The sequence below is a fragment of the Plastoroseomonas hellenica genome (assembly GCF_018129085.1).
GTDB lineage: Bacteria > Pseudomonadota > Alphaproteobacteria > Acetobacterales > Acetobacteraceae > Plastoroseomonas > Plastoroseomonas hellenica.
The window spans coordinates 19,672-42,244 of record NZ_JAAGBB010000047.1 but is presented as its reverse complement, the minus strand read 5'-3'; the positions used below and the strand labels follow the sequence as shown (position 1 = coordinate 42,244).

21 protein-coding genes are annotated in these 22,573 nt (G+C 70.9%); 13 read left to right on the top strand and 8 right to left on the bottom strand.

Features of this window, described 5'->3' with window-relative positions; all coding sequences use genetic code 11:
* Positions 1–176: 176 nt before the first annotated feature.
* The 3 genes from GXW71_RS27300 to GXW71_RS27290 all read left to right on the top strand — a co-directional run bounded on the left by GXW71_RS27300 (position 177) and on the right by GXW71_RS27290 (position 4,181).
* Positions 177–845, top strand: coding sequence for a YggS family pyridoxal phosphate-dependent enzyme (locus GXW71_RS27300; RefSeq protein ID WP_211855871.1), 669 nt, complete (start codon positions 177–179; stop codon positions 843–845).
* A gap of 74 nt (positions 846–919) precedes the next feature.
* The gene (gene trpS / locus GXW71_RS27295) at positions 920–1,921 is read left to right on the top strand and encodes a tryptophan--tRNA ligase (protein WP_211855870.1); all 1,002 of its coding nucleotides are present in this window, start codon (positions 920–922) and stop codon (positions 1,919–1,921) included.
* A 4-nt stretch (positions 1,922–1,925) separates the two neighbouring features.
* Positions 1,926–4,181 (top strand): O-linked N-acetylglucosamine transferase, SPINDLY family protein, encoded by a 2,256-nt coding sequence (locus GXW71_RS27290; RefSeq protein WP_211855869.1) that lies wholly within the window; start codon positions 1,926–1,928, stop codon positions 4,179–4,181.
* A 22-nt stretch (positions 4,182–4,203) separates the two neighbouring features.
* On the opposite strand, the gene mdoH is transcribed toward GXW71_RS27290, so the two are convergent.
* The 4 genes from mdoH to GXW71_RS27270 form a co-directional block, all read right to left on the bottom strand.
* Positions 4,204–5,883, bottom strand: coding sequence for a glucans biosynthesis glucosyltransferase MdoH (mdoH, locus tag GXW71_RS27285; RefSeq protein WP_367617381.1), 1,680 nt, complete (start codon positions 5,881–5,883; stop codon positions 4,204–4,206).
* Between the two features lie 174 nt (positions 5,884–6,057).
* The gene (locus tag GXW71_RS27280; RefSeq protein WP_211855867.1) at positions 6,058–7,026 is read right to left on the bottom strand and encodes a Bug family tripartite tricarboxylate transporter substrate binding protein; all 969 of its coding nucleotides are present in this window, start codon (positions 7,024–7,026) and stop codon (positions 6,058–6,060) included.
* Between the two features lie 189 nt (positions 7,027–7,215).
* Entirely contained in the window at positions 7,216–7,368 is a 153-nt protein-coding gene (locus GXW71_RS27275; protein WP_211855866.1) for a hypothetical protein, read from the bottom strand.
* A 5-nt stretch (positions 7,369–7,373) separates the two neighbouring features.
* Positions 7,374–8,300: a LysR family transcriptional regulator gene (locus GXW71_RS27270; RefSeq protein ID WP_211855865.1), complete on the bottom strand. Its 927-nt coding sequence runs from the start codon at positions 8,298–8,300 to the stop codon at positions 7,374–7,376.
* Between the two features lie 95 nt (positions 8,301–8,395).
* Between GXW71_RS27270 and GXW71_RS27265 the strand changes: the two genes are divergently transcribed.
* Both GXW71_RS27265 and GXW71_RS27260 read left to right on the top strand, forming a co-directional pair.
* On the top strand, positions 8,396–9,379 hold the full coding sequence (locus GXW71_RS27265; RefSeq protein WP_211855864.1) for a Bug family tripartite tricarboxylate transporter substrate binding protein: 984 nt from the start codon (positions 8,396–8,398) through the stop codon (positions 9,377–9,379).
* Between the two features lie 36 nt (positions 9,380–9,415).
* Positions 9,416–10,663, top strand: a complete 1,248-nt coding sequence (locus tag GXW71_RS27260; protein ID WP_211855863.1) for an NAD(P)-binding domain-containing protein — start codon at positions 9,416–9,418, stop codon at positions 10,661–10,663.
* A 250-nt stretch (positions 10,664–10,913) separates the two neighbouring features.
* On the opposite strand, the gene GXW71_RS27255 is transcribed toward GXW71_RS27260, so the two are convergent.
* The 3 genes from GXW71_RS27255 to GXW71_RS27245 form a co-directional block, all read right to left on the bottom strand.
* Positions 10,914–12,437, bottom strand: a complete 1,524-nt coding sequence (locus GXW71_RS27255; RefSeq protein ID WP_211855862.1) for a tripartite tricarboxylate transporter permease — start codon at positions 12,435–12,437, stop codon at positions 10,914–10,916.
* Positions 12,438–12,602: 165 nt separating this feature from the next.
* Positions 12,603–13,094 (bottom strand): tripartite tricarboxylate transporter TctB family protein, encoded by a 492-nt coding sequence (locus GXW71_RS27250; RefSeq protein ID WP_211855861.1) that lies wholly within the window; start codon positions 13,092–13,094, stop codon positions 12,603–12,605.
* Positions 13,095–13,288: 194 nt separating this feature from the next.
* Entirely contained in the window at positions 13,289–14,257 is a 969-nt protein-coding gene (locus GXW71_RS27245) for a Bug family tripartite tricarboxylate transporter substrate binding protein (protein WP_211855860.1), read from the bottom strand.
* A 174-nt stretch (positions 14,258–14,431) separates the two neighbouring features.
* Here GXW71_RS27245 and GXW71_RS27240 point away from each other — a divergent pair, with 174 nt between their 5' ends.
* The 3 genes from GXW71_RS27240 to GXW71_RS27230 are packed head-to-tail and all read left to right on the top strand — an operon-like array spanning position 14,432 to position 17,141.
* Positions 14,432–14,911, top strand: a complete 480-nt coding sequence (locus GXW71_RS27240) for a hypothetical protein (protein ID WP_211855859.1) — start codon at positions 14,432–14,434, stop codon at positions 14,909–14,911.
* Positions 14,908–15,972, top strand: a complete 1,065-nt coding sequence (locus tag GXW71_RS27235) for an Ldh family oxidoreductase (protein WP_211855858.1) — start codon at positions 14,908–14,910, stop codon at positions 15,970–15,972. Before GXW71_RS27240 ends, GXW71_RS27235 begins: the two co-directional genes overlap by 4 nt.
* Positions 15,969–17,141 (top strand): cupin domain-containing protein, encoded by a 1,173-nt coding sequence (locus GXW71_RS27230; protein ID WP_211855857.1) that lies wholly within the window; start codon positions 15,969–15,971, stop codon positions 17,139–17,141. Before GXW71_RS27235 ends, GXW71_RS27230 begins: the two co-directional genes overlap by 4 nt.
* 1 nt (position 17,142) lies before the next feature.
* Here the strand turns inward: GXW71_RS27230 and GXW71_RS27225 are convergent, their stop codons facing one another.
* Entirely contained in the window at positions 17,143–17,919 is a 777-nt protein-coding gene (locus GXW71_RS27225; RefSeq protein WP_211855856.1) for an AraC family transcriptional regulator, read from the bottom strand.
* Positions 17,920–17,976: 57 nt separating this feature from the next.
* Here GXW71_RS27225 and GXW71_RS27220 point away from each other — a divergent pair, with 57 nt between their 5' ends.
* From GXW71_RS27220 to dnaQ, 5 genes are read left to right on the top strand one after another with little or no spacing between them, the layout of a single operon-like run.
* Positions 17,977–19,212, top strand: coding sequence for an MFS transporter (locus tag GXW71_RS27220; RefSeq protein WP_211855855.1), 1,236 nt, complete (start codon positions 17,977–17,979; stop codon positions 19,210–19,212).
* A gap of 54 nt (positions 19,213–19,266) precedes the next feature.
* A complete protein-coding gene (locus GXW71_RS27215; protein WP_211855854.1) occupies positions 19,267–20,343 on the top strand; it encodes an LLM class flavin-dependent oxidoreductase in 1,077 nt (358 codons plus the stop codon).
* Positions 20,344–20,374: 31 nt separating this feature from the next.
* Positions 20,375–21,289 (top strand): shikimate dehydrogenase, encoded by a 915-nt coding sequence (locus GXW71_RS27210; protein WP_211855853.1) that lies wholly within the window; start codon positions 20,375–20,377, stop codon positions 21,287–21,289.
* Positions 21,286–21,873 (top strand): dephospho-CoA kinase, encoded by a 588-nt coding sequence (coaE, locus tag GXW71_RS27205; protein ID WP_211855852.1) that lies wholly within the window; start codon positions 21,286–21,288, stop codon positions 21,871–21,873. The genes GXW71_RS27210 and coaE overlap by 4 nt, the downstream gene beginning before the upstream one ends.
* Positions 21,870–22,550, top strand: coding sequence for a DNA polymerase III subunit epsilon (gene dnaQ, locus GXW71_RS27200; protein WP_211855851.1), 681 nt, complete (start codon positions 21,870–21,872; stop codon positions 22,548–22,550). The genes coaE and dnaQ overlap by 4 nt, the downstream gene beginning before the upstream one ends.
* Positions 22,551–22,573: the final 23 nt, after the last annotated feature.

Below are 22,573 nucleotides of genomic sequence, written 5' to 3'. Positions count from 1 at the left end.
GCCAGCGCCGCGAGCGGGGCCGGGGCCATGCCGCGCGCCACCACCCCGGCCCCGCGCGGCAGGTTCTGCGCGGCGGCCAGCGGGTCCGGCAGCCGCACCGGGTCGGTGAACAGCCAGAGCCGTGGCGCGCCCTTGCCCTTGAGGCTTCGGGCCAGCGCCTCTAGCGTCCGCATCCCATGTCCGACGCCATTGAACTGAACCTCGCGCGTATCCGCGAGAGGATCGCCGAAGCCTGCCTCCGCGCCAACCGGCCGCCGGATGCGGTGACGCTCGTCGCCGTCTCGAAAACCCATCCGGCCGAGGCAGTAGCCGCGGCGCTGGCCGCGGGACAGGCCGTGTTCGGGGAGAACCGGGTGCAGGAGGCGGCGGCGAAGTTCCCGCCGCTCCGCGCGCCCCACCCGGCGCTGCGGCTGCACATCATCGGCGCCTTGCAGACCAACAAGGCGCGCGACGCGGTGCGCGTCGCCGACGTAATCGAGAGCCTCGACCGGGACCGGCTGGCGATCGCGCTCCGCGACGCCATGCTGAAGGAGGGGCGGCGCCCCGGCCTGCTGGTCCAGGTGAATGTGGGGGAGGAGCCGCAGAAGGCCGGCATCGCCCCCGGCACAGCCGGCGATTTCCTCCGCGCCTGCCGGGAGGAATGGGACCTGCCGGTGGAGGGGCTGATGTGCATCCCGCCCGCCGAAGGCGATCCGCGCCCGCATTTCGCGGCGCTGGCGAACCTCGCGGCGCGGCACGGGCTCGGCACACTGTCGATGGGCATGAGCGCCGATTTCGAGGCGGCGATCGCCGAGGGCGCCACCCATGTCCGGGTGGGGAGCGCCATCTTCGGCCACCGCGCTTGACCTGCCACCGCGCTTGACCTGAATGCCCTCGCGCGGGATCACCGCGCTTCTTCCTTGCAGATAGGCGACCCGCCATGCCCCGCGTCTTCTCCGGTATCCAGCCCTCCGGCGTGCCGACCCTCGGCAACTATCTCGGCGCGATCCGCAACTGGGTGCCCATGCAGAATGGTGATGAGAGCCTGTTCTGCGTGGTCGACCTGCATGCCATCACCGTCTGGCAGGATCCCAGGGAACTCGCCCGCCAGACGCGGGAGATGGCGGCGGCGCTGATCGCCTGCGGCATCGACCCGAAGCGCTGCATCCTGTTCTGCCAGTCGCATGTACGCGCCCATGCCGAGCTCGCCTGGATCTTCAACTGCGTCGCGCGCATCGGCTGGCTGAACCGCATGACGCAGTTCAAGGACAAGGCCGGCAAGGACCGCGAGGCCGCGAGCGCCGGGCTCTATGTCTATCCGAACCTGATGGCGGCCGACATCCACGCCTACCACGCGACCCAGGTGCCGGTCGGCGATGACCAGAAGCAGCACCTCGAGCTCGCCAACGACATCGGCGAGAAGTTCAACCACGATTACGGCGTGGAGTTCTTCCCGCATATCGATCCGCTGATCCAGGGCGTCGCCGCACGGGTGATGAGCCTGCGCGACGGCACCAAGAAGATGTCGAAATCGGATCCCTCCGACCAGTCGCGCATCAACCTGACAGACGACGCCGACGCGATCGCGCTCAAGATCCGCCGCGCCAAGACCGATGCCGAGCCGCTGCCGGAGATGGTCACGGCGCTGGAAGCGCGACCGGAGGCGCGCAACCTGGTCGGCATCCTCGCCGCCGTCACCGGTGCGGCGCCGGACGCCGTGCTGCGCGACCATGCGGGCAAGGGCTTCGGTGCCTTCAAGGAGGTGCTGAGCGAGGCGCTGGTCGCGCATCTCTCGCCGATCGCCGCCGAGATGCGGCGGCTGCTGGCCGATCCCGGCGCCGTCGACGCGGCGCTCGCGGAAGGGGCGCACAAGGCGGCCGCCATTGCCGAGCCGATCGTGACCCGCGCCAAGGAGATCGTCGGCTTCCTGCCGGCGCGTTAAGGGCGTGGCCTCGCCGGTACCGCCGCTCGCTCAGGCTGCCCGGGCCCTCGAAGCCGGCGACCCCGCGGCCGCGGTCCGCCATGCGCGCGCCGCGCTGAAGCGCGAGCCGGCCAACCTCCTGGCGCTGAAGCTGCTGACGCAGGCACTGCTGCTGGCCGGCGACGCAGCCGAAGCGGCGCGCCAGGCCGCGCGGATCGCGAAGCGCGAGCCCGGCGATCCCCGCAACCACAACATGCTGGGGCAGGCGCTCGCCGCCGCCGGCGACCACCTGGCCGCACTCGCCGTCTTCACCCAGGTGCCGGACTTCCCCGATGCCGCCTTCAATGCGCAGATCAGCCGCGAGGCGCTCGGGCAGCACAGGCAGATCCTCGCCGAGGCGCCGCGCCTGCGCGCCCTCTGCGGCCCCGATCCGGACGCCGCGCTGATCGAGGGACGCGCGCTGCTGGCGCTCGGCGAGGCGGAGAAGGCGATCACGGTGGCCGAAGCGGTGCTGCAGGCCGATCCGCGCAGCGCCGATGCCTGGGCGCTGCGGGGTTCGGCACAGGCCAAGCTCGGCCGCGTCGACGGCGCCGCGGAAAGCTTCGCGCGGGCCATGCAGCTACGGCCTGACGACGCGCTGTTTCCGGCCCGGCTCGGCAACCTGCTCGTCACCGCGCAGCGCTTCGCGGAGGCGCTGCCGCCATTGCAGCGCGCGCTGCATCTGCGGCCGGATGACGTCGCGGCGCTGGTCGATGCCGGCATGGCGCTCAGTGCCCAGGCGCGCTGGCAGGAAGCGCTGGCGCTGCTCGACCGCGCGGCCGCCCTGAATCCCGACGACACCGTGGTCCGGCTCAACCGCGCCGATGCCTTCCTCAATCTGCGCCGCTTCGTAGAGGCAGCGGCCGATTGCGCCCATGTGCGCCGGCGGCATCCGGGCGACGCGGATGCCGCCATCGGCCTGCTGCACGCGCACCAGAATCTGGCGCTCTGGGACGGCATCGAGGCACTAGCGGCGGATGCGATCGCCCTCGGCGGCGCCTTGTTGCCGCTGTCGCTGCTGGCCGCCACGGACGATCCGGCGGCAGCGCTGCGCGCGGCGCGCGACTGGGTCAGGAAGGAGCTACAATACGTCCCGGCAGCACCGGCGATCGCGACGCGGCGGCAGCCAGGCCCGATCCGCATCGCCTATGTCTCGCCCGACCTCGGCGACCATCCGGTCGGCATCCTGATCGCCGGATTGATCGAGGCGCATGACCGCACCCGCTTCGAGACCATCGGCGTCGCCATCGGTCCTGCGCGCTCCGGCGTGCTGCATGATCGGCTGCGCGCCGGCTTCGGGCGCTTCATCGATGCCGAGGCCATGACCGATGCGGCGCTCGCCGCGCGGCTGCGGGCCGAAGGCATCGACATCGCGGTGGATCTCGCGGGCTTTACGGCGCAGGCGCGGCCGCGCCTCTTTGCGCTGCGGCCGGCGCCGGTGCAGGTGAATTTCCTCGGCATGAGCGCCAGCATGGGATCGCCCGCCCATGATTACATCGTGGTCGATCCGGTCGTCGCCCCGCCGGGCAGCGAGGCGCAGTTCGACGAATGCGTGATGCGGCTGCCGTATTGCTACATGCCGACGGACCGCGCCCGCGCCATCGCCGCCGTCGCGCCATCGCGTGCCGCATGCGGGCTCAGCGACGGCGCCTTCGTCTTCGCCGCTTTCAACGCCGTGCACAAGATCACGCCGGAGGTGTTCTCCGCCTGGTGCCGGCTGCTCGGCGCGGTGCCGGGCAGCCAGCTCTGGCTCAGCCACCCGCCCGCGGAAGCGCGCGCCAACCTGCTGCGCGAGGCCGCCGCGCGCGGCGTCTCCGCCGATCGCATCGTCTTCGCGGAGCGCGTGGACTATCCCGAGCACCTGGCGCGCACCGCGCTTGCCGACCTCGCGCTCGACACCTTCCCGTATACCGGCGCCACCACCGCCTGCGATGCGCTCTGGGCCGGGCTGCCGATGCTCACGCGGGTCGGACGGAGCTTCAACGCACGCGTCGCCGCGAGCCTGCTGCACGCCATCGGCCTGCCCGAGCTGGTGACGGAGACCCTCCCGGAATACGAGGCGCTGGCCGTGGCACTCGCGCGCGAACCCGCCCGCCTGCACGCGCTGCGGGAGCGGCTCGCGGCCAATCGGCTGACCACGCCGCTCTTCGACACCGAGGGCTACACGCGCGCGCTGGAGCACGCCTTCACGCAGGCGGCGGAGCGGGCACGGGCCGGACTGCCGCCGGCGGCGATCGGCTGACAGCGCAGCCCGCGAGGCCAGCCTATCGGTCCAGCTCCTCCGGCACCGCGGCGATCCCAGCCCGGCGCAGCCATGCCGAGACGCCCGGGGCGGCGGTCGCGACGGCGAAGGGGATGACGAGCAGCAGGCTGGCCAGGAAGGGCAGGGCCAGCAGCAGCGCGCAGGTCGAGGTCGCCGCGAACAGCAGCGTGAGCAGGATGCCAAGCACGGTCTGTGGCCAGAAGAGGCGCACGGCATCGGCCCAGGCGACGCCGCGATCGTCGCGGTTCTGCGGCGCCCAGCCCATCCGGCGCCCGAAGGGCAGGGCGGCAAGAAACAGGGCCTGATGCAGGATGCGCGCCGGCTCGAAGAGCGTGGTGAAGAGAATTTCCGCGGCGACACCCTTCACGAAGGCCGAGCGACCACCATAGCGGGCAGCGAGGACGGGCTTGAAAAACACCTCGGCGTAGCCGAGCAGCTTCGGCGCATAGAAGCAGAACCAGCCGGCGAGCAGCAGCAGCGCGGCGAGGCCCATCGGCGTCCCGGCGCCGCCGCCGGATGCGGCGTTGAGCGCCGTCAGCACGAGGATCAGCGCCCAGAGCGGCGCGCCGAAGAACAGCAGGATCGCCTGCACCAATTGCCAGCGCGCCATGGGCGTCAGGTTCGGCAGCTTCAGCAATTGCCAGTACTGCATGTTGCCCGCCGCCCAGCGGAGGTCGCGGGTGACGAATTCCGGCATGGCCGGCGGATTGCCTTCCTGGCTGCCATCCTCCGCGGTCAGCACGCGCACCTTCCAGCCGGCGGCATGCAGCCGCGTCGCCTCCACCTGGTCGTGGCTGAGGATGTGGCTGCCATCGGGCAGCGCCTCCAGCCGGCAATGGGCGCGGAAGGGTGCGATGCGGATGATCGCGTTGTGGCCCCAATAGGGGCCTTCGTCGCCCTGCCACCAGGCCTGACCGGTGCCCCAGCTCCGCATGCCCGCGCGCATGCCGAACTGGAAGAGGCGCGGGAAGGCGGCCGAGGCTGGGCGTCCGACGATCATCTGCTGGAGGATGGCCAGCCGGTCATCGGCTTCCATGCAGGCGACGAGGCGCAGAACGGCGTCCGGCGACATGGTGCTGTCGGCATCGAGGCAGAGGAAGAAGGCGGCCTCGCCCGCCTGGGTGTCGAGGAAGTCCATGACATTGCCGGCCTTGAAGCCGGTGTTGCGGATGCGGCGGCGGTAGCGCGCGGGGATGCCGCCTTCCGGCCGCGCGGCGATGAAGCCGGCGATGGCGGCTTCCTCGGCCGCCGCGATCGCCGGATCCTGGGTGTCGGAGAGGATGTGCAGGACGAAGCGGCCGGCGACGCCCTTCGCCTCCAGCCCATCGAGCAGCACGGCCAGCGGCGGCAGCACCGCGCCCATGTCCTCGTTCCGGATGCAAATGCCGAGCGCCGTCAGCGCGCGCGGCGGGCCCGGCTTCGCGGCACGGAGCGCGGGCAGCACGGCGGCCGCCGGATCGCACGCGCCCATCAGGATCACGAAGCCTGCGATTGCGTTCGCCGCCGACAGCGCCGACCAGGGTACGGTGCCGATGAAGGCGACGAGGATGAGAATTTCGGGGATGCTCCATCCGCCGCCGGCCAGCACCGCCACGGCCAGCGCGACCAGCCCCGCCGTGATGGCGAGGGCGAGCAGGGCGAAGAGCAGGCGCCGGAGCGCCACGGGTTCGGGCGGGATCACGGGCCCCCGTCTATCCCGCGATCGCGGCAGCAAAAAGGGTGACGCGAAAATGAGTGGCGCGGCCGATTCAGCTCTTCGGGCCATTCGGCCCTCCGACCATCGGACGCGCTGGTCATCCGTTGGCGCGGCCGATTCAGCTCTTCGGGCCATTCGGCCCTCCGACCATCGGACGCGCTAGTCGACCGTGACGCCAGAAGCGCGGACGATAGGCGCCCAGGTCGCGACCTCCTGCCGCATGAAGGCGTCGTATTCGGCAGGACCGAGCGGCGCGGGCTCGGCGCCGAAATCGCGGACGCGCTGCGCGACGGCAGGATCGTTCAGCGCGGCCACGATCTCCCGCCCCAGGCGCTCGATGACCGGGCGCGGGACAGCGCCAGGAGCCGCGATGCCGTACCAGGAGGAGACATCGAATTCCGGCACGCCCTGCTCCTGCAAGGTCGGGATCTCCGGCATGGTCGAGGCGCGCCGGGCCGTCGAGACACCGAGTGCGCGCAGCATCCCGGCCAGAACCTGCTGGCGGCTGGCAGGGGCATTGTCGATGGCGAACAGCACCTCCCCGTTCAGCACCGCGGCCATGGAGGGCGCGGTGCCGCGATAGGGAATATGCGTGACCTCGACCCCCATCCGCTGCCCGAACAGCACGCCGGACAGATGGGAGGAGGTGCCGGAGCCGGCGGAGGAGAAATTGGCGCGGTCCGGATGGGCGCGCGCGAAGGCGACCAGCTCCGCGATGCTGCGCACCGGTCCGTCGCCCTTCACGATCAGCACGTTCGGCAGGAAGGCGATCCGTGCCACGCCCGGCAGGTCGCGCAGCGGATCAAAGGAGAGGCGGCGGTAGAGCGTCGGCCCGATGCCGTGCGAGGCGATGTGGTTGATGTAGTAGGTGTAGCCGTCAGGCGTCGCTTTCGCCGCGACCTCGGCGCCGACCATGCCGCCGGCGCCGGGGCGCGGATCGATGATCAGCGGCTGGCCCAGCGCTTCCCTGAGGCGGGCTTCCATCATGCGCAGGAAGATGTCGGAGGCGCCGCCCGCCGCGCCGCCGATCACGAAACGCAGCGGTCGGTCGGGCCAGGCTGCCTGCGCCCGAGCGACATGCGGCGCAAGCAGCGCAGCGCCCGCCAGCAGGCTGCGGCGTGTGGCCATGACAATCGTCCCCCCATGTTTTGCGGAGGACGCTAGAGCAGATCCCATTCGAGTGGAATCACGCGAATGGGTGAAGATGCTCGCCAGAACAGAAGCCTGGAGCAGTTGGGGCGGGCGACGTGAAAACTGCTCTGGAGCCGATCCCGTCCGGATGGAAGCATCCGAGCGGGTGCGGGGCGGCGCGCCTGCTCAGCCCGCCGCCCCGCACTGCGCCCGGTAGCCGGCGACGCTGGGGAAGCTACCCTCGCCGACGGTCGTCACGTGGAGCCTGCCGGCGGGACCGCGATAGGTGTGGCCGCAGAAGCCCATGCCGGTGCCGGAGCAATCCTCCACCTCCGGCACGGCCGTCAGTACGAACGGACCTCGTCCTGCGCCGCGCGGCGGACCATCGCGACGAAGTGGCGCACCGCTGCAGAATAGCCATCGCGCCGGGCCGCGATGGACAGGAAGGCCTTGGGCTGGGACGGGCCGCGTAGCGGTCGGAACACCACACCGTCCATGGTCATGCGCTGCATCGACGCCGGCACCAAGGTCACTCCGATCCCACTCGCGACCAAGCTCAACGCCGATATGATCCGGGGCGCCTCCTGGCCCAAACGCGGGCTGAAGCCCGCCTTCGAGCAGGCAGCCAAGGTGGCCTCGTACAGCGCCGGCCCTTGCAGTCGCGCGTAGACGATGAAGGTCTCGGCCGCGAGGCGCTCGAGCGGAAGGGCACCAGCGCGAGGCCCGGGCCGGGCCAGGGCATGCGCCGCGGGCAGGGCCGCCACCATCGGCTCATCCATCAGGAGGTGCACGTCGAGCCCCTCAGGCGGGGCGATAGACGCGCGGATGAAGGCCACGTCCAATGTCCCCGCCCGGAGACCATCGACGAGCTCGGCTCTCAGGCACTCCTCCATGCTCACCGAGACCAAAGGGTACGTCTCCCGAAAGCGTCGGATCATCCGTGGCACGAAAGGGTGAAACGGTCCGCTGGGCGGCAAGCCGATGCCCAGCCTGCCCTGCTTGCCGGACGCCGTGCGCCGCGCCGCCTCGACCGCCTCGTCCACGCACGCCAGCACGGACAGCGCATCGGCAAGGAAGGTGCGGCCCGCTTCCGTCAGCTCGACGCCCCGCGCCTTGCGGCGAAACAGCTGCACGTCGAGCTGATGCTCGAGAGCCTTGATCTGTTGGCTCAAGGGCGGCTGCTGCATGCCGAGCCGCTCCGCCGCGCGCGTGATATGGCCTTCCTGCGCCACGACGACGAAGTAGCGGAGATGCCGAAGCTCTATTGCCATATGCCGCGCGTCTGGGATTCACCCGATCTCCATTATGGCTCGTATATCGCGGCAATGCTACTCGGGGACGCAGGTAGTTCGGTGGAGGCGTCGAGATGGTCGTGGCCCGGCGGATGCTACTCACCCGTGCACTTGCCTTCGCAGCGCTGCCATACGCGGGTTCGCGGCACGCGATCGCGGAGGTTGCCTTTCCCTCCCGGCCCGTCCGTCTGGTGGTCGGATTTCCACCGGGTGGGCCGATGGACATCATGGCGCGCGTCGTCGGCCAATGGCTCTCGACGCGCATGGGCCAGCCATTCGTCGTCGAGAGCCGGCCTGGCGCCGGCGGCAACCTGGGCACCGAGGCGGTCGTCAGGGCGATACCGGACGGGCACACATTGCTGGTCTTCGGGCCCGTGAACACCATCAACGAGACGCTGTACGAGAATCTCTCCTTCGTCTTCAGCCGCGACATCGAGCCCGTGGCGGGTCTGGTCCGCGTGCCCCTCGTCCTGGTCGTCCATCCTTCGCTGCCCGTCCACAGCGTCCCAGATCTCATCGCGCACGCGCTGGCAAGCCCGGGCAGGATCGGCATAGCCTCGGCGGGAAACGGCACGCCTCAGCATGTGGCCGCCGAGCTGTTCAAGAGAATGGCCGGCGTGGAGATGGTCCATGTGCCCTATCGAGGGTCGGGACCGGCGCTGGCCGATCTGATCGGCGGGCAGGTCCAGGTCATGATCGACGCGATGCCTTCCGCGATCGAGCACGTGCGCAGCGGCCGGCTCAGGGCGATCGCCGTGACCACGCGTACCCGCGCCGACATGCTTCCCGAGGTGCCGAGCCTGTCGGACGCCGTGCCGGGGTATGAGGTGAGCTCGTGGTACGCCATCGGCGCCCCGAGGGGTACGCCCTTCGAGGTGATCCGGCGACTAAGCGAAGAGATCAATGTCGGCCTGGCCGCCCCGGCCTTGACCCAGCGCTTTGCGCAACTGGGTGCGCAGGTCATGCCCGGTACACCTGAGGACCTCGGGCGATTGATCATCGCGGAGACCGACCGCTGGAGGCGGGTCGTGCGGGCCGCCGACATCAAGTTGGATTAGGATCACGTCCCGCTGACTGGCCGAGCAGGCTGAGACATGCCCGAAGTTGTCGAGACCCTCGTGATCGGTGCCGGACAGGCTGGCCTGGCAATGAGCCACCACCTTCAGCAACGTGGGTGCGAGCACCTCATCCTGGAGCGGGGGCGGATCGCCGAACGCTGGAGGAGCGAGCGTTGGGACTCGCTGCACTTCCAGTTCCCGAACTGGATGATGCGCCTGCCCGGGCACGCGTATCGGGCCGCCGATCGCGATGGCTTCATGCACCGCGAAGGCGTCGTCGCCTTCATCGCATCCTATGCGGTTCGGATCGGCGCCCCCGTCCGATGCGGGGTCAACGTCAACGCGCTCCAACTCACCGATAAGGGTCGCTTCCGCATAGAGGCCGGTTCGATGTCGATGGAAGCCATCAACATTGTGGTCGCGACCGGACCATATCAGTCCCCGCGCATACCGGAGGCTGCAGCGCGCATCCCGGCGGGGATCCGCCAGATAACCGCGAACCGCTACACGAGCCCGTCGGAACTGCCACCGGGCGGCGTCCTGGTGGTGGGATCCGGTGGGTCGGGCTGTCAGATCGTGGAGGATCTGCTGCTGCATGGACGACCCGTGCATTTCGCGGTGCGTGGACATCGACGCGTCCCGAGGCGCTATCGCGGCCGCGACTTCGGACATTGGGACGAAGAGATGGGACTCACGGATCGAACGGTCGACCAGATCCCGTCGGGCTTCCGCCCGCCTCTCATCACCGGTGTCCGAGGTGGCCACACCATCGATCTCCGGCGGATGGCAATCCGGGGCGCAACGCTGCTCGGAAGTCTGCAAGGTGTGCAGGACGGCGGCGCCTACTTCGCGGCCGACCTGAATTCCAGCCTCGACGCCGGTGACGCGGCCTTCCGAGAGACACTGCGCTCCATTGATGCGCACATCGAGACTCACGGCGTCGCTGCGCAGCCAAATGGCGAGTTCGATGCGGACATCGCAATGTCGAGCCCTTCGTTGCTCGAGTCCGAGGGCCTGGATCTACGCCGGGCCGGCATCGGCACCGTCATCTGGGCGCTGGGTTACGGCTACGATTTCGCCTGGATCGAATGCCCGGTGCTTGATGGCAAGGGGACCCCCCTCCACGTGCGCGGCGTCACCAAGATCCCGGGGCTCTACTTTCTTGGGCTGCCGAGGTTGCACAAGATAAAATCGGCGTTCCTGTGGGGCGTCGGCGAGGATGCCGCCCACATTGCGGATCTAATTCAATGCCGGGTTCAACGATCGCGTGGATCTGAAGCGTAGTGGGGCAGAGCATGGAACCAGGGAAGCGGCGCAAGGCGATCCGCTCCTGTGCGCGGCTGCGGTAGACAGTCGAGCGACCGAGACCGACCTGGCGGGCGGCGACGGCAAGCTACAGCGCCGGCTCCGCCTGCTCCCGATGCCGGTTGTTAGCGCAGCCAGCAGCCTGGGTGGCCCGCCGGCAGAGCTGCGCAACAGGCAACGGCGGCAGCCTTACAAGACGTTCGGTGATTCCGCCCCAAGTCATCACGCTCTAATCGATGCCGCCCGACTGCGCCTTCAGGCCGCGCCGCGCCGCCCAGGCGCCGAAGATGCGCGGCCCGGCCAGCGCCGCCACCGCCAGCAGCAGGATGCAGAGGCTGACCGGCCGCGTGACGAAGGTGCTCCAGTCGCCCTGGCTGATGGTCAGCGCCTGGCGCAGCGCCTGTTCGGCCATCGGCCCCAGGATCATGCCGATGACGACGGGTGCGGTCGGGAAATCGAAGCGGCGCATGAACATGGCGACGATGCCGATGCCATAGAGCAGCACCAGGTCGATCACGCTGTTGCTGATGCCGTAGGTGCCGATGGTCGCGAAGACCAGGATGCCGGCATAGAGCTGCGGCGTCGGGATCTTCAGGATGCGCACCCAGAGGCCGACCAGCGGCAGGTTCAGCACCACCAGCATGACATTGGCGATGAAGAGGCTGGCGATCAGCGTCCAGACCAGGTCCGCCTGGGTCTGGAACAGCAGCGGGCCGGGCTGGATGCCATAGCTCTGGAAGGCGCTCAGCATGATCGCGGCGGTGGCGCTGGTCGGCAGGCCGAGGGTCAGCATCGGCACCAGCACGCCGGCGGCGGCGGCGTTGTTCGCGGCTTCCGGCCCGGCCACGCCTTCGATGGCGCCGGTGGTGCCGAATTCATGCGCGTGCTTCGGGTCGACCAGCTTCTTCTCGGTGTAGTAGCTCAGCATGGTCGGCATCTCGGTGCCACCCGCCGGCAAGACGCCGAAGGGAAAGCCGAGGCCGGCGCCGCGCAGCCAGGGACCGATGCTGCGCTTCCAATCCTCCTTCGACAGCATCAGGCGGCCGACCGGGCGGATGACGGCTTCCGCATTCGTCCAGCGCCAGGCGAGGTAGAGCGTCTCGCCCACCGCGAACAGCGCGACCGCGACCAGCACGACGTTCACGCCGTCCAGCAGTTCCGGCACGCCGAAGGTCAGGCGTGGCTGGCCGGTCTGGTTGTCGACGCCGACCAGGCCGAGCAGCAGCCCGAAGAACAGCGAGGCGAGGCCGCGCAGCGCCGAGGAGCCGAGCACCGCGGAGACGGTGACGAAGCAGAGCACCATCAGCGAGAAATATTCGGCCGGGCCGAGCTTCAGCGCGAGCTCGACGACGATCGGGCCGAGGAAGCTGATGCCGAGCGTGCCGACGGTGCCGGCGACGAAGCTGCCGATGGCGGCGGTGGCGAGCGCCGGTCCCGCGCGGCCGCTCTTCGCCATCTTCGCCCCTTCGAGCGCCGTGATGATGGAACCGCTTTCGCCCGGCGTGTTCAGCAGGATGGAGGTGGTGGAGCCGCCATACATCGCGCCGTAGAAGATGCCGCAGAACAGGATGAAGGCGCCGGTCGCGCTGACGCTGAAGGTGATCGGCAGCAGCAGCGCGATGGTCAGCGCCGGGCCGAGGCCCGGCAGCACGCCGATCGCGGTGCCGAGGAAGCAGCCGAGCAGCGCCCAGCCGAGATTGGCGAGCGTGAGCGCGTGCGAGAAGCCGAGGGCGAGGCCCGTGAGGCTGTCCATCTCAGAGCCTGTCTCGGAATGGGGTGGTGGTGAGTTGGTGAGTCATTTTTCGTTCCTGCCGTGCCGGGTGACGCAGCCGATGCTGGTTGCATCGGCGAGGAAGCCGGTGCGGCAGGGGCGGAAAAGGACCGCCGGATCGCCGCCGCCCCATTCCGAGACAGGCTCTCAAATCAGGCCTTCCAGGATGCCGGCGCCGATATTGACGCTGAGCACGCGTGAGAAGAACAGATAGGCGCCGAGGGTCACGGCCAGGCCGGTGACGATGTCGCGCAGCAGGCGACGGGAGCCGAAGGCAGCGCAGACCAACGTGAATTGCACGGTCGCCGCGATCACGAAGCCGAGCCAGTCGATCAGCGCCAGGTTGGCGAGCAGCCCCGCGGCCAGGAAAGCGAGGGCGCGCCAGTTGCTGGGCGGCGCCTCCACCACGTCCTCCATCGCCGCCGACCAGCCGCCGCGCAGCGCGACGGCGGTGAGACCGGCGCCGATCAGCAGCAGGCCGCCCGCGACCACATAGGGGATCGCGGTCGGCCCGACCTGGGCATAGAGCGGCGAGACCGGGATGACATAGGCCTGCCAGAGGCCAAGAAGCCCCAGCAGCAGGACGAAGAGCCCGGCCCCAAGATCCGGACGATAGACGCCCTTGCGCGCTTCGCTCATGTCAGCGGACGATCCTCGTTCCCATAACATCACCCCCGCGGCTGCAGGCCGCCACCGGTTCCTGCGGGGCGAGCGAAGCGATGCCCCGAGGCCGCGAACGCGGCCCGCGCGCGGCCGACCGCCATCGCCAATGCCGCCCTGGCAGCGCGAAAGCCAGGCGCGCGCATGCGCGCGCCGGCGTTTGAGGCCATGAACTACGCCAACCCGATCTCTTTGAGGACGGTCTCGGTGTCGGCGATGTCGCGGCGCAGGTATTCCTCGAAGGCCGGGCCGGTCAGGAAGGCATCATCCCAGCCGCGGGTGCGCAGCAGCTCGGTCCAGGCCGGCAGGGCATGCATCGCGGTGATCAGGTCGACCAGCGCCTGGCGTGCCGGTGCCTGGATGCCCGGGGCGGCGAAGACGCCGCGCCAGTTGGCGGTGACGACGTCGACGCCGCTTTCCTTCAGCGTCGGCACGTTCGGGTCGCTCCGCGTGGCGCCGGTGGTCGCCAGCGCGCGCATGCGGCCAGCCGCGATCTGTTCGGAGAATTCCGACCAGCCGGAGATGCCGGCCTTCACCTGGGCGCCGAGGATCGCCGCCTGCGCCGGGCCGCCGCCGGCGAAGGCGACATAGCTCGCTTCCCGGGCGTTGCGGCCGAGCGCCTTGATGATCAGGCCCAAGGTGATGTGGTCGGTGCCGCCGGCCGATCCGCCGGCGACGCTGACCGCGCCCGGCCCCGCCCGGAGCGCCGCGATGAGCTGGCCGATGTTCTGGAACTCGGAATTCGCGGGCACCACGACGACGCCCACTTCCTGGGTGAGGCGGGCGATCGGCGTCACGCTCTGGATACCGACCGGGGAGCGGTTGGTCAGCACGGCGCCGATCATCACGCTGCCGGCCACCATCAGCGCATCCGGGCGGCCGCGCCGCTGGGAGACGAAGCGGGGCAGGCCGACGATGCCGCCGGCGCCGCCGACATTCTCGAACTGGAAATTGCCGACCAGGCCGCCCTGGCGCGCCACCTGCTCGACCGCGCGGCCGAGGCCGTCCCAACCGCCGCCCGGGCCCGCGGGAATGAACATGTGGATCTGCGCGAAGCGCTGCTGCGCGTGCGCGGCACGGGCGCCAAGTGCGAGCGCCGGCAGCGCGCCGGCCGCGGCGATCAGGTGGCGTCGGCTGGTCATTGCGTTTCGTCCCCTCGGAAACCGGGCCGATCATGCCCCCGGCGCAGCAACCATTACCGGCGTGCACGGTTGCGGACAACGATGGAAGCGGAAGACGCGTTCTCGTGACGCGCAAATGCTTGCACGAGGCCAGCTTCCGGGCGAATGATCGGATTCCGAACCGGAGGGATGCCAATGGGCGAGGACGACACCACCAGGGCCGGCACAGCCGTGCCCGATGCCGACGCGCCGGCGAAAGCGCCCGATCACCGCCTCTCCCGCCGCTTGGTCATCGTGAAGTTCGCCGGCCTTGCCGCGACGCCCGCGCTCGCAGGCTGCGTTGTGGCGCCGCAGCCGGTCTATGCGCCGGCCCCCGTGGTGCGCGGCACGGGCATCACCGACAGCGACCCCAATGACGGGCCGGGCCAGGGCCGCGGCGGCTATCGCGTCCCCGCGCGCGGCACCGGCTACACCGACAGCGATCCCAATGACGGACCTGGCAACGGCCGCGGGCCCTATGGACGCGGCCGCGCACGCACCGGCTACACCGACAGCGATCCCAATGACGGGCCTGGCTATGGCCGCGGCGGTGGTTACCGCGGCGGGCGCGTGCGCACCGGCTACACCGACAGCGATCCGAACGACGGCGCCGGATTCGGTCGCCGCGGCTATTGAGCGGCCCGGCCCGGTATGAGGCCGCGGCGCTGGTCGCGGCGGCCGCGCGGCTGTTCGAGGCGGGCGGCCTCGCCCCCGATCGCGCTGCCATCACCGGCGAGGTCCTGGTCGAAGGCGATCTGCTCGGCCAGACGACGCATGGGCTGAACCTCCTCGCGCCCTATCTCGACAGCCTCGCGGCCGGGGTGATGGCGCGCGAAGGCGAGCCGGAGATCCTGTCCGAAACCCCGGTCGCGCTCACCTGGGACGGGCGCAAGCTGCCGGGCCCCTGGCTGGTGCGCCGCGCGATGGAGGCGGCGGCGCAGCGCGCCGCGGTCCTCGGCATCGGCGCGGTGTCGATCCGCCGCGCGCATCATATCGGCTGCCTCTCCGCCTATCTGCGGCCGGTGGCCGAAGCTGGGCAGATGGCGATCGTCACCTGCTCCGATCCCTCCACGGCCTCGGTCGCGCCCTGGGGCGGGACCCGCCGGGTGATCACCCCGAACCCGCTCGCCGCCGGCTGGCCGAGCCCGGACGGGCCGGTGATGATGGACGTCTCCATGTCGCTGACCACCAATGGCATGACGGCGCGGCGCCGCGACGAAGGGCGCGATTTCGACCATGACTGGCTGCTCGATGCCGATGGCAGGCCGACCCGTGATCCCGGCGTCTTCTTCGCGGAGCCCGCGGGGACGCTGATGCCGCTCGGCGGTCCCTCCGCCGGCCACAAGGGCTATGCGCTCGGGTTGCTGGTGGAAGCGCTGACCTCCGGATTGTGCGGCTTCGGCCGCGCCGAGCCATCGCAGGGCTGGGGCGCTTCGGTCCTGGTGCTGGTCCTCGATCCCGCCCGTTTCGGCGGGCTGCCGGCCTTCACGCGGGAGGCGGCCTGGATGGCGGACGCCGTGCACGCGAACCCGCCGGCCGCCGGCGGCCCGGCCCCGCGCCTGCCCGGCGAGCGCGCACTCAGGCTGCGCGCCGAACAGCTCGCCAAGGGCGTCGCGCTGCACCCCGCCATTCCGCCGGTGCTGGCGGCGCGCTGCGCCGCGGCCGGCATTCCCGCCCCAGGCCCGATCCCGCCATGAACACGCTTGCCGAGAACGCCTTCCGCCTCGCCTTCGGGGCGCTGCCCTTCGAGGAGGCGATGGCGCTCCGCGAAGGCAGCACCTGGCGCTTCCTGCCGGGCGGCGATCCCAGCCGTTACGCGGGGCTGCTCTCGACCGCCGCGCTCGATGCTTTCCTGCGCACCGACACGGCCCGCGCGCCCCGCGTCACCATGGCCGACAACGGCCGCGAGGGCAGCGCCGCGGTGCCGCAGGAGGAATACCTGATGCCGGACGGGCCGCGCATCGACCTGCCGCGGCTGCTGACGCGCTTCGATGCGGGTGCGACGCTCGTCGTCTCCCAGATGCAGGATGTGCACGCGCCGCTCGCGGATTTCTGCCGCGGGCTCGAGAAGGCGTTCCTGCATGGCGTGCAAGCCAATGCCTATCTGACGCCGCCCGGGGCGCAGGGCTTTCGCGCGCATTTCGACACCCATGACGTGCTGGTGCTGCAGGTCGAGGGGCGCAAGGCCTGGCGGGTCTGGGACCATATCCCGCTGGAGCGCCCGACCCGCGCGACCCCCTGGGAGAACCGCTATGGCGTCGAGGGCGAGCCGCACCGCTTCGAGATGGCGCCGGGAGACGCGCTCTATATCCCGCGCGGCGTGCCGCATGACGCGGCGGCGCAGGAAGGGCCGTCGCTGCATCTGACGATCGGCTTCCTCGAGCCTTCCTTCGCCAATCTGCTGGCCGATGTCGTGGATGCGCTGGAGCGCGAGCTGCCCGCGCTCAGGGAGAGCGTGCCGACCTGGCGGCTGGCGGAGCCGGATGGCGCGGCGCGCCTGGCCGAGCGCCTGGCGCCGGCGATCGCCGCGCTGACCGGCGCGGGCTTGGCCGAGCGGATCGCAATCGCGGCGCTGGACCGCGCCGCGCAGGACCGGCTGCCATTGCCGGCGCGCGGGCTGTTTCCGCCGCCGGTCGTGGCGGAGACCCGGCTGCGGCTGGCGGATTCCATGCTGCACCACCTGATCCCGGACGCCGATGGCGGCGCGGTGCTGCGCTGGCATGGCGGCGTGATGCCGCTCGGCGCGGCGGAGTTTTCCTGGCTGCAGGCGCTGGAGGATGGCGCGCCGGCGGGAAGCCTCGGGGAGGGCGGGCTCGCCTTCTGCCAGAAGCTGGCAGCGCTGGGACTGCTCGAGAAGATCGGGTGAATCACCCGCGCCCGCGCGGCGTCTCCCCGAAAACAGCGCGATAGGCGGCGCCGAAGGCGGAGGCGCTGGAATAGCCGACGGTCGACGCCGCCCGCGCCGGCGCGACGCCCTGCGCCAGCAGCGCGGAGGCTTCCGTGAGGCGCAGCGCCTGCCGCCACTGCGCGAAGCCCATCCCGGTCTCGGCCGCGAAGAGGCGGCGCAGCGTGCGCGGGCTGGCACCGCATTCGAGCGCCCAGCCGTCGAGCGTCAGACCGCGCGCCGGGTCCTCGCGCAGCGCCGCGGTGAGCCGGGCCAGGCGCGGGTCGCGCGGTTCCGGGACCGAGAGCGGCAGCGCCTCGGCGCGCATCAATTCGGAGAGGATAAGCGCCGCCAGATGGCCGCCCCGCCCGGCCTCATCCCATTCCATCGGCTCGGCGCAGGCGGCGAGGATCAGCTCCCGCAGCAGCGGCGTCACCGCCAGCACCCGCGTCGCGGCCGGCGCGCCACGGGCGGCATCCTCGCGCAGGAACAGCGCGCGCATGGCGACCGCGCCTTCCATCCGGACCGCATGCGGCAGCCGCGCCGGCACGAAGAGCCCGCGCCCGGGCGGCACCACGAAATAGGCGACATCGGTCGCGATGCGCATCAGCCCGGCCGTGGCGTAGAGAAGCTGGGCGCGCGCATGGATATGGCGCCCGGTCTCATGCCCGTCCGCGTAGTCCTGCGCATAGGCGGCCAGCGGCCGGTCCACCCGGTCCTGAGGGATGTCGCGATAGGATGGCTGGCCGGATATCGACATGATTTGGCCTGACGTTGCGTCGCGGCCAGCCTAGCCTGGGGATCGAGGAGAACGCCAATGTCCCGTGCGACCCGCCAGGTGTGGTTCGTCAATGCTGCCCACAGCTTCACCCATTACTGCCTGCTGATCCTGGCGACCGCGGTGCTCGGCATTGTCGTGCAGGAGCCGGCGCTGTTCGGGAATGATTACGGGCCGATCGTGGCCCTCGGCACCACCATGTTCGTGGTCTATGGCCTGGGCGCACTGCCGATGGGCTGGCTGCAGGAAAAGCTCGGGCGACGGGCGCTGATGGCGGCCTTCTTCCTCGGCACCGGCCTGTCGATGGCGGCGGCGGGCTTCGCGACCGGGCCCCTGATGCTGGGCGCGGCCCTTGGGCTGATGGGCGCATTCGCTGCGATCTACCACCCGGTTGGGACGGCGATGCTGGTGGAGGCGGCGGGGGATCGCGTCGGCCGCGCCATGGGCATCAACGGCGTCTTCGGCAATTTCGGCGTGGCGACGGCGCCGATCGTCACCGCTTTCGTCGCCGGCGGCATGGGCTGGCGCTGGGCCTTCATCATCCCGGGCCTGCTCTGCGCCGCGATCGGCCTGCTCTGGCTGCGCGAGCCCGCCTTCGACTATGCCGGGCAGGCGCGGCGCGGAAAGCCCTTCCCGGAGATCCCGCGCGCCGTGGTGCGCCGGGCCGTCGGCGTGCTGCTGGCGATCGCGACGGTCTCCGGCCTGGTGTTCAACGCCTTCACGATCCTGATCCCGAAGCTGATGGAGGAACGGCTGGCCTCCGCGCCGGATCTGCTGCCGGTGGTCGGGCTGCTGGCCTTCCTGGCAACCATCTGCGGCGGGCTGACGCAATTCACCGTGGGCCGGCTGATCGACCGCAACACCCTGAAATCGGTCTTTCTGCCGCTGGCGCTGGTGCTGGTGCCGGCGCTGATCGCACTGTCCTTCCTGCAGGGCTGGCTGGTGCTGCCGGTGGCCGGCCTCGCCGCCGCCGCGATCTTCGGCCAGGTGACGGTGAACGAGACGATGACCGCCCGCTACGTTCCCCCGGCGCTGCGGGCCAAGCTCTATTCCATCCGCTTCACCGTCGGCTTCCTGGGCGCCGCCCTGGCATCGCCGCTGATCGCCTTCATGCACGGCAGCACCGGCAGCCTCGCCGCCACCATGCTGGTCCTGGCAGGCGTCGGCGCCGTGACGCTGCTCTGCGCGCTGCTCTTCCCGAACCGGCGGGAGGAGCTGCGGCCGGAGCTTTGGGCGGAAGCCCCGGAAACACGCCAGCTCGCGCCGGCGGAGTAGCGGCGCAGCGCCTGGCGCGCGATAATCCGGTCCAACGAACCGGAGGACCGCGCCATGGAGTTCGGGCTGTTCTGCCTGATGGGCTATCGCGAGCCCGGGACGGCCACGGCCGCGATCTATGACGCCGCGGTCGCCCAGGTGCAGGCGGCGGAGGAGGCCGGCTTCGCCACCGCCTGGTTCGCGGAGCATCATTTCTCGAACTACTGCGTCTGCCCCTCGCCGCTGATGATGGTGGCGCGCTGCGCCGGGGAAACCCAGCGCATCCGGCTGGCCTCCGGCGTCGTCATCGCGCCGCTCTACAATCCCGCCCGGCTGCTCTCGGAGATCGGCATGGCGGATGCGCTGACCCATGGGCGCCTCGTGCTCGGCCTCGGCAGCGGCTACCAGCCCTATGAGTTCGAACGCTTCGCCGAACCGCTCGACGACAGCGTGGCGAAGCTGGTCGAGTTCATGGACATGCTGGACGCCGCCTTCGCGGGCGACTGCTTCACGCATGCCGGCCCGCACTACGTGTTGCCGGAGACCCATATCGCGCCGCGCCCGCCGCAGGGCGTGCCGGATATCTGGATCGCCGGCGACAATCCGGCGCTGCACCGGGTCGCGGCGCGGCGCGGGCATGCCGTGATGGTGACGCCGCGCCACTACAGCGCGGCGCTGCTGGCCGCTGCCCGCGCGCGGATCGCCGAGAGCTGGCGCGCCGAAGGCCGCGATCCCCAGGGGATGCGGTTCGCGGCGCTGCGTCCCTGCTGCGTCACCGACGACAGCGACGAAGCGGACGCCTTCCTCGAGCAAACGCGCTTCCAGATCCGCCTGTCACAGAGCCTGCGCTTTCGCGAGCAGGCGCTGGCCGGCGCGATGCTGGTGGAGAAGCCCTGGGCCGGGGAGCCGACGCTGGCCGAGATGGCGCGGCACATGCTGGTCGGCCCGGCCGCGCATGTCGCGGCGCGGCTGGCGGAGGAGATCCGCGCCGCGGATCCCTGCCACTACCTGTTGCAGTTCCAGGTCGGCGGGTCGCGTACCCCGCAGGCGCTGCGCTCCATCGCGCGTTTCGCGGGGGAGGTGGTGCCGTTGCTGGAGCGCATGGTCGGGCCGCTCGCGGGGATCGGCCAGCGGGCGCCGGTGACGGCTTGACGCGACGCGGGCTGCGGCGCTTGAGAGAAGCATGACGACCCTCTCCGGATCGGCGCGTCTTGCCGGCGTGCTGGGCTTCCCCGTGGCGCATTCCCGCTCCCCGCGGCTGCACGGGTTCTGGCTGCGCAGGCACGGCATCGACGGCGCCTACCTGCCGCTGCCGGTGGCACCGGACCGGTTCGCGGCCGGGGTGCGCGCGCTCGCCGATCTCGGCTTCCGCGGTGCCAATGTGACCATCCCGCACAAGCTCGCGGGCTTCGAGGTCTGCGATGTCGTGGATGCCAGTGCGCGCCGCGCCGGCGCCGTGAACACGCTGGTGTTCCGCGATGGCGCGATCCACGGCGCCAATACCGACGGCTTCGGCTTCCTGGAAAGCATCCGCGAACAGGCGCCGGGCTGGCGGCCGGAGGCGGGGCCAGCCGTGCTGATGGGGGCCGGAGGCGCTGCGCGCGCGATCGCCGCCGTGTTGCTCGATGCCGGCTGCCCGCGCGTGACCCTGGTCAACCGCACGCCCGCACACGCAGAGGCGCTGGCGCGGACGCTCGGCGGTGCCGTCGATGTCGCGGCGGCGCCGCCGCTCGAGGGCGCGGCATTGCTGGTGAACACCACCTCGCTCGGCATGGCGGGCCATGCCGCACTCGCCATCGACCTGGCACCGCTGCCAGCCGCGGCGGTGGTCGCCGACATCGTCTATGTGCCGCTGGAGACGCCGCTGCTCGCTGCCGCGAGGGCGCGCGGGCTCAGGGCGGTGGACGGGCTCGGCATGCTGCTGCACCAGGCGCGGCCGGGCTTCGAGGCCTGGTTCGGCGTGGCGCCGCAGGTGGATGCGGAGCTGCGTGCTTTCGTCGCGCACGACATCCCGCGCGGCCTTGGCCCGAATGGGTCCGTGCGGCCGGTCCAGACCTCCGGGCCAACCGGCGCCACGGCCATCGACCGCACCACATGAAGGTGATCGGCCTGACCGGCGGCATCGGCATGGGGAAATCCACCGCCGCCAACACCTTCCGCCGGCTGCACGTGCCGGTCTTCGACGCGGATGCCGCCGTGCACGCGCTGCAAGGGAAGGGCGGCCGTGCCGTCAAGCCGGTGGCGCAGGCCTTTCCGGGCACGGTGCGGGATGGGCGGGTTGTGCGCGAAGCCCTGCGCCATGCCGTCATCGGCAATGACGCGGCGATGGTCAGGCTGGAGCGCATCATGCATCCGCTGGTCCGCGACGAGGAGCGGCGCTTCCTCGCCGCGGCCCGGCGGCGCGGCGAGCGGCTGGTCGTGCTCGACATCCCCCTGCTCTACGAGACGCGGGGCGAAGGCCGCACCGACGCCGTCGTCGTCGTCAGCGCGCCCGCGTCAATGCAGCGCTGGCGGGTTTTGCGGCGCAAAGGCATGACCGAGGCGCGTCTGGCCGCCATCCTGGCGCGGCAGATGCCGGACGCGCAGAAGCGGCGACGCGCGGATCACGTGGTGTATTCGGGTCTTTCCCGCCATTTCGCCCAGGCCGCGATCCGCCGCCTGGTACGGAGCTATCGTGCATGACACGGCAATTGGTGCTGGACACCGAGACCACCGGCCTCGACCCGCGCGACGGCCATCGCGTGCTGGAGGTGGCGGCGATCGAGATCTTCAACCTGATGCCGACCGGCCGCCATTTCCATCGCGTCATCGACCCCGAGCGGGACATTCCCGCCGAGGCGTCCCGCATCCACGGCTTCACCAGCATCCATGTGGAGGGGAAGCCGAAATTCGCGGCGATCCTGGCGGAGCTGGAGGCCTTCCTCGGCGATGATCCGATCATCGCCCACAATGCCGGCTTCGACTTCGCGATGCTCGACGCGGAGCTTGCGCGCTGCGGCCGCCCCGCGCTGCCGCGCACGCGCATGGTCGATACCCTGGAAATCGCCAAGAAGCGCTTTCCCGGCATGCCGAACAGCCTGGACGCGCTGTGCCGCCGGCTCGGCATCGACAACTCCATGCGCACCTCGCACAACGCGTTGCTCGACGTGCAGCTTCTGGCTCAGGTCTATCTGGAGCTGATGGGTGGGCGGCAGCCGGGGCTGACGCTGGCCGTGGAACGCGCCGTGCCGGTGCTGGCCGCCGGCGAGGTCGCGGTGGTGCGCACGCCACGGCCGATCATCGTGCCGGAGGAGGTGCTGGCGCGGCACGCGGAGTTCGTGGGCAAGAAGCTGAAGGATGCGCTCTGGCTGAAAGTGTAGCGCACCGGGAGGGCGCTGCCCTC

Coding starts and splice junctions, on each gene's coding strand:
- GXW71_RS27265 (WP_211855864.1), top strand. CDS start 8,396: ATGGTCGTGGCCCGGCGGATGCTACTCACCCGTGCACTTGCCTTCGCA.
- GXW71_RS27210 (WP_211855853.1), top strand. CDS start 20,375: ATGACGACCCTCTCCGGATCGGCGCGTCTTGCCGGCGTGCTGGGCTTC.
- coaE (WP_211855852.1), top strand. CDS start 21,286: ATGAAGGTGATCGGCCTGACCGGCGGCATCGGCATGGGGAAATCCACC.
- GXW71_RS27270 (WP_211855865.1), bottom strand. CDS start 8,300: ATGGCAATAGAGCTTCGGCATCTCCGCTACTTCGTCGTCGTGGCGCAG.
- GXW71_RS27225 (WP_211855856.1), bottom strand. CDS start 17,919: ATGTCGATATCCGGCCAGCCATCCTATCGCGACATCCCTCAGGACCGG.
- GXW71_RS27250 (WP_211855861.1), bottom strand. CDS start 13,094: ATGAGCGAAGCGCGCAAGGGCGTCTATCGTCCGGATCTTGGGGCCGGG.
- GXW71_RS27255 (WP_211855862.1), bottom strand. CDS start 12,437: ATGGACAGCCTCACGGGCCTCGCCCTCGGCTTCTCGCACGCGCTCACG.
- GXW71_RS27280 (WP_211855867.1), bottom strand. CDS start 7,026: ATGGCCACACGCCGCAGCCTGCTGGCGGGCGCTGCGCTGCTTGCGCCG.
- GXW71_RS27260 (WP_211855863.1), top strand. CDS start 9,416: ATGCCCGAAGTTGTCGAGACCCTCGTGATCGGTGCCGGACAGGCTGGC.
- GXW71_RS27215 (WP_211855854.1), top strand. CDS start 19,267: ATGGAGTTCGGGCTGTTCTGCCTGATGGGCTATCGCGAGCCCGGGACG.
- dnaQ (WP_211855851.1), top strand. CDS start 21,870: ATGACACGGCAATTGGTGCTGGACACCGAGACCACCGGCCTCGACCCG.
- GXW71_RS27240 (WP_211855859.1), top strand. CDS start 14,432: ATGGGCGAGGACGACACCACCAGGGCCGGCACAGCCGTGCCCGATGCC.
- GXW71_RS27220 (WP_211855855.1), top strand. CDS start 17,977: ATGTCCCGTGCGACCCGCCAGGTGTGGTTCGTCAATGCTGCCCACAGC.
- GXW71_RS27230 (WP_211855857.1), top strand. CDS start 15,969: ATGAACACGCTTGCCGAGAACGCCTTCCGCCTCGCCTTCGGGGCGCTG.
- GXW71_RS27300 (WP_211855871.1), top strand. CDS start 177: ATGTCCGACGCCATTGAACTGAACCTCGCGCGTATCCGCGAGAGGATC.
- trpS (WP_211855870.1), top strand. CDS start 920: ATGCCCCGCGTCTTCTCCGGTATCCAGCCCTCCGGCGTGCCGACCCTC.
- GXW71_RS27245 (WP_211855860.1), bottom strand. CDS start 14,257: ATGACCAGCCGACGCCACCTGATCGCCGCGGCCGGCGCGCTGCCGGCG.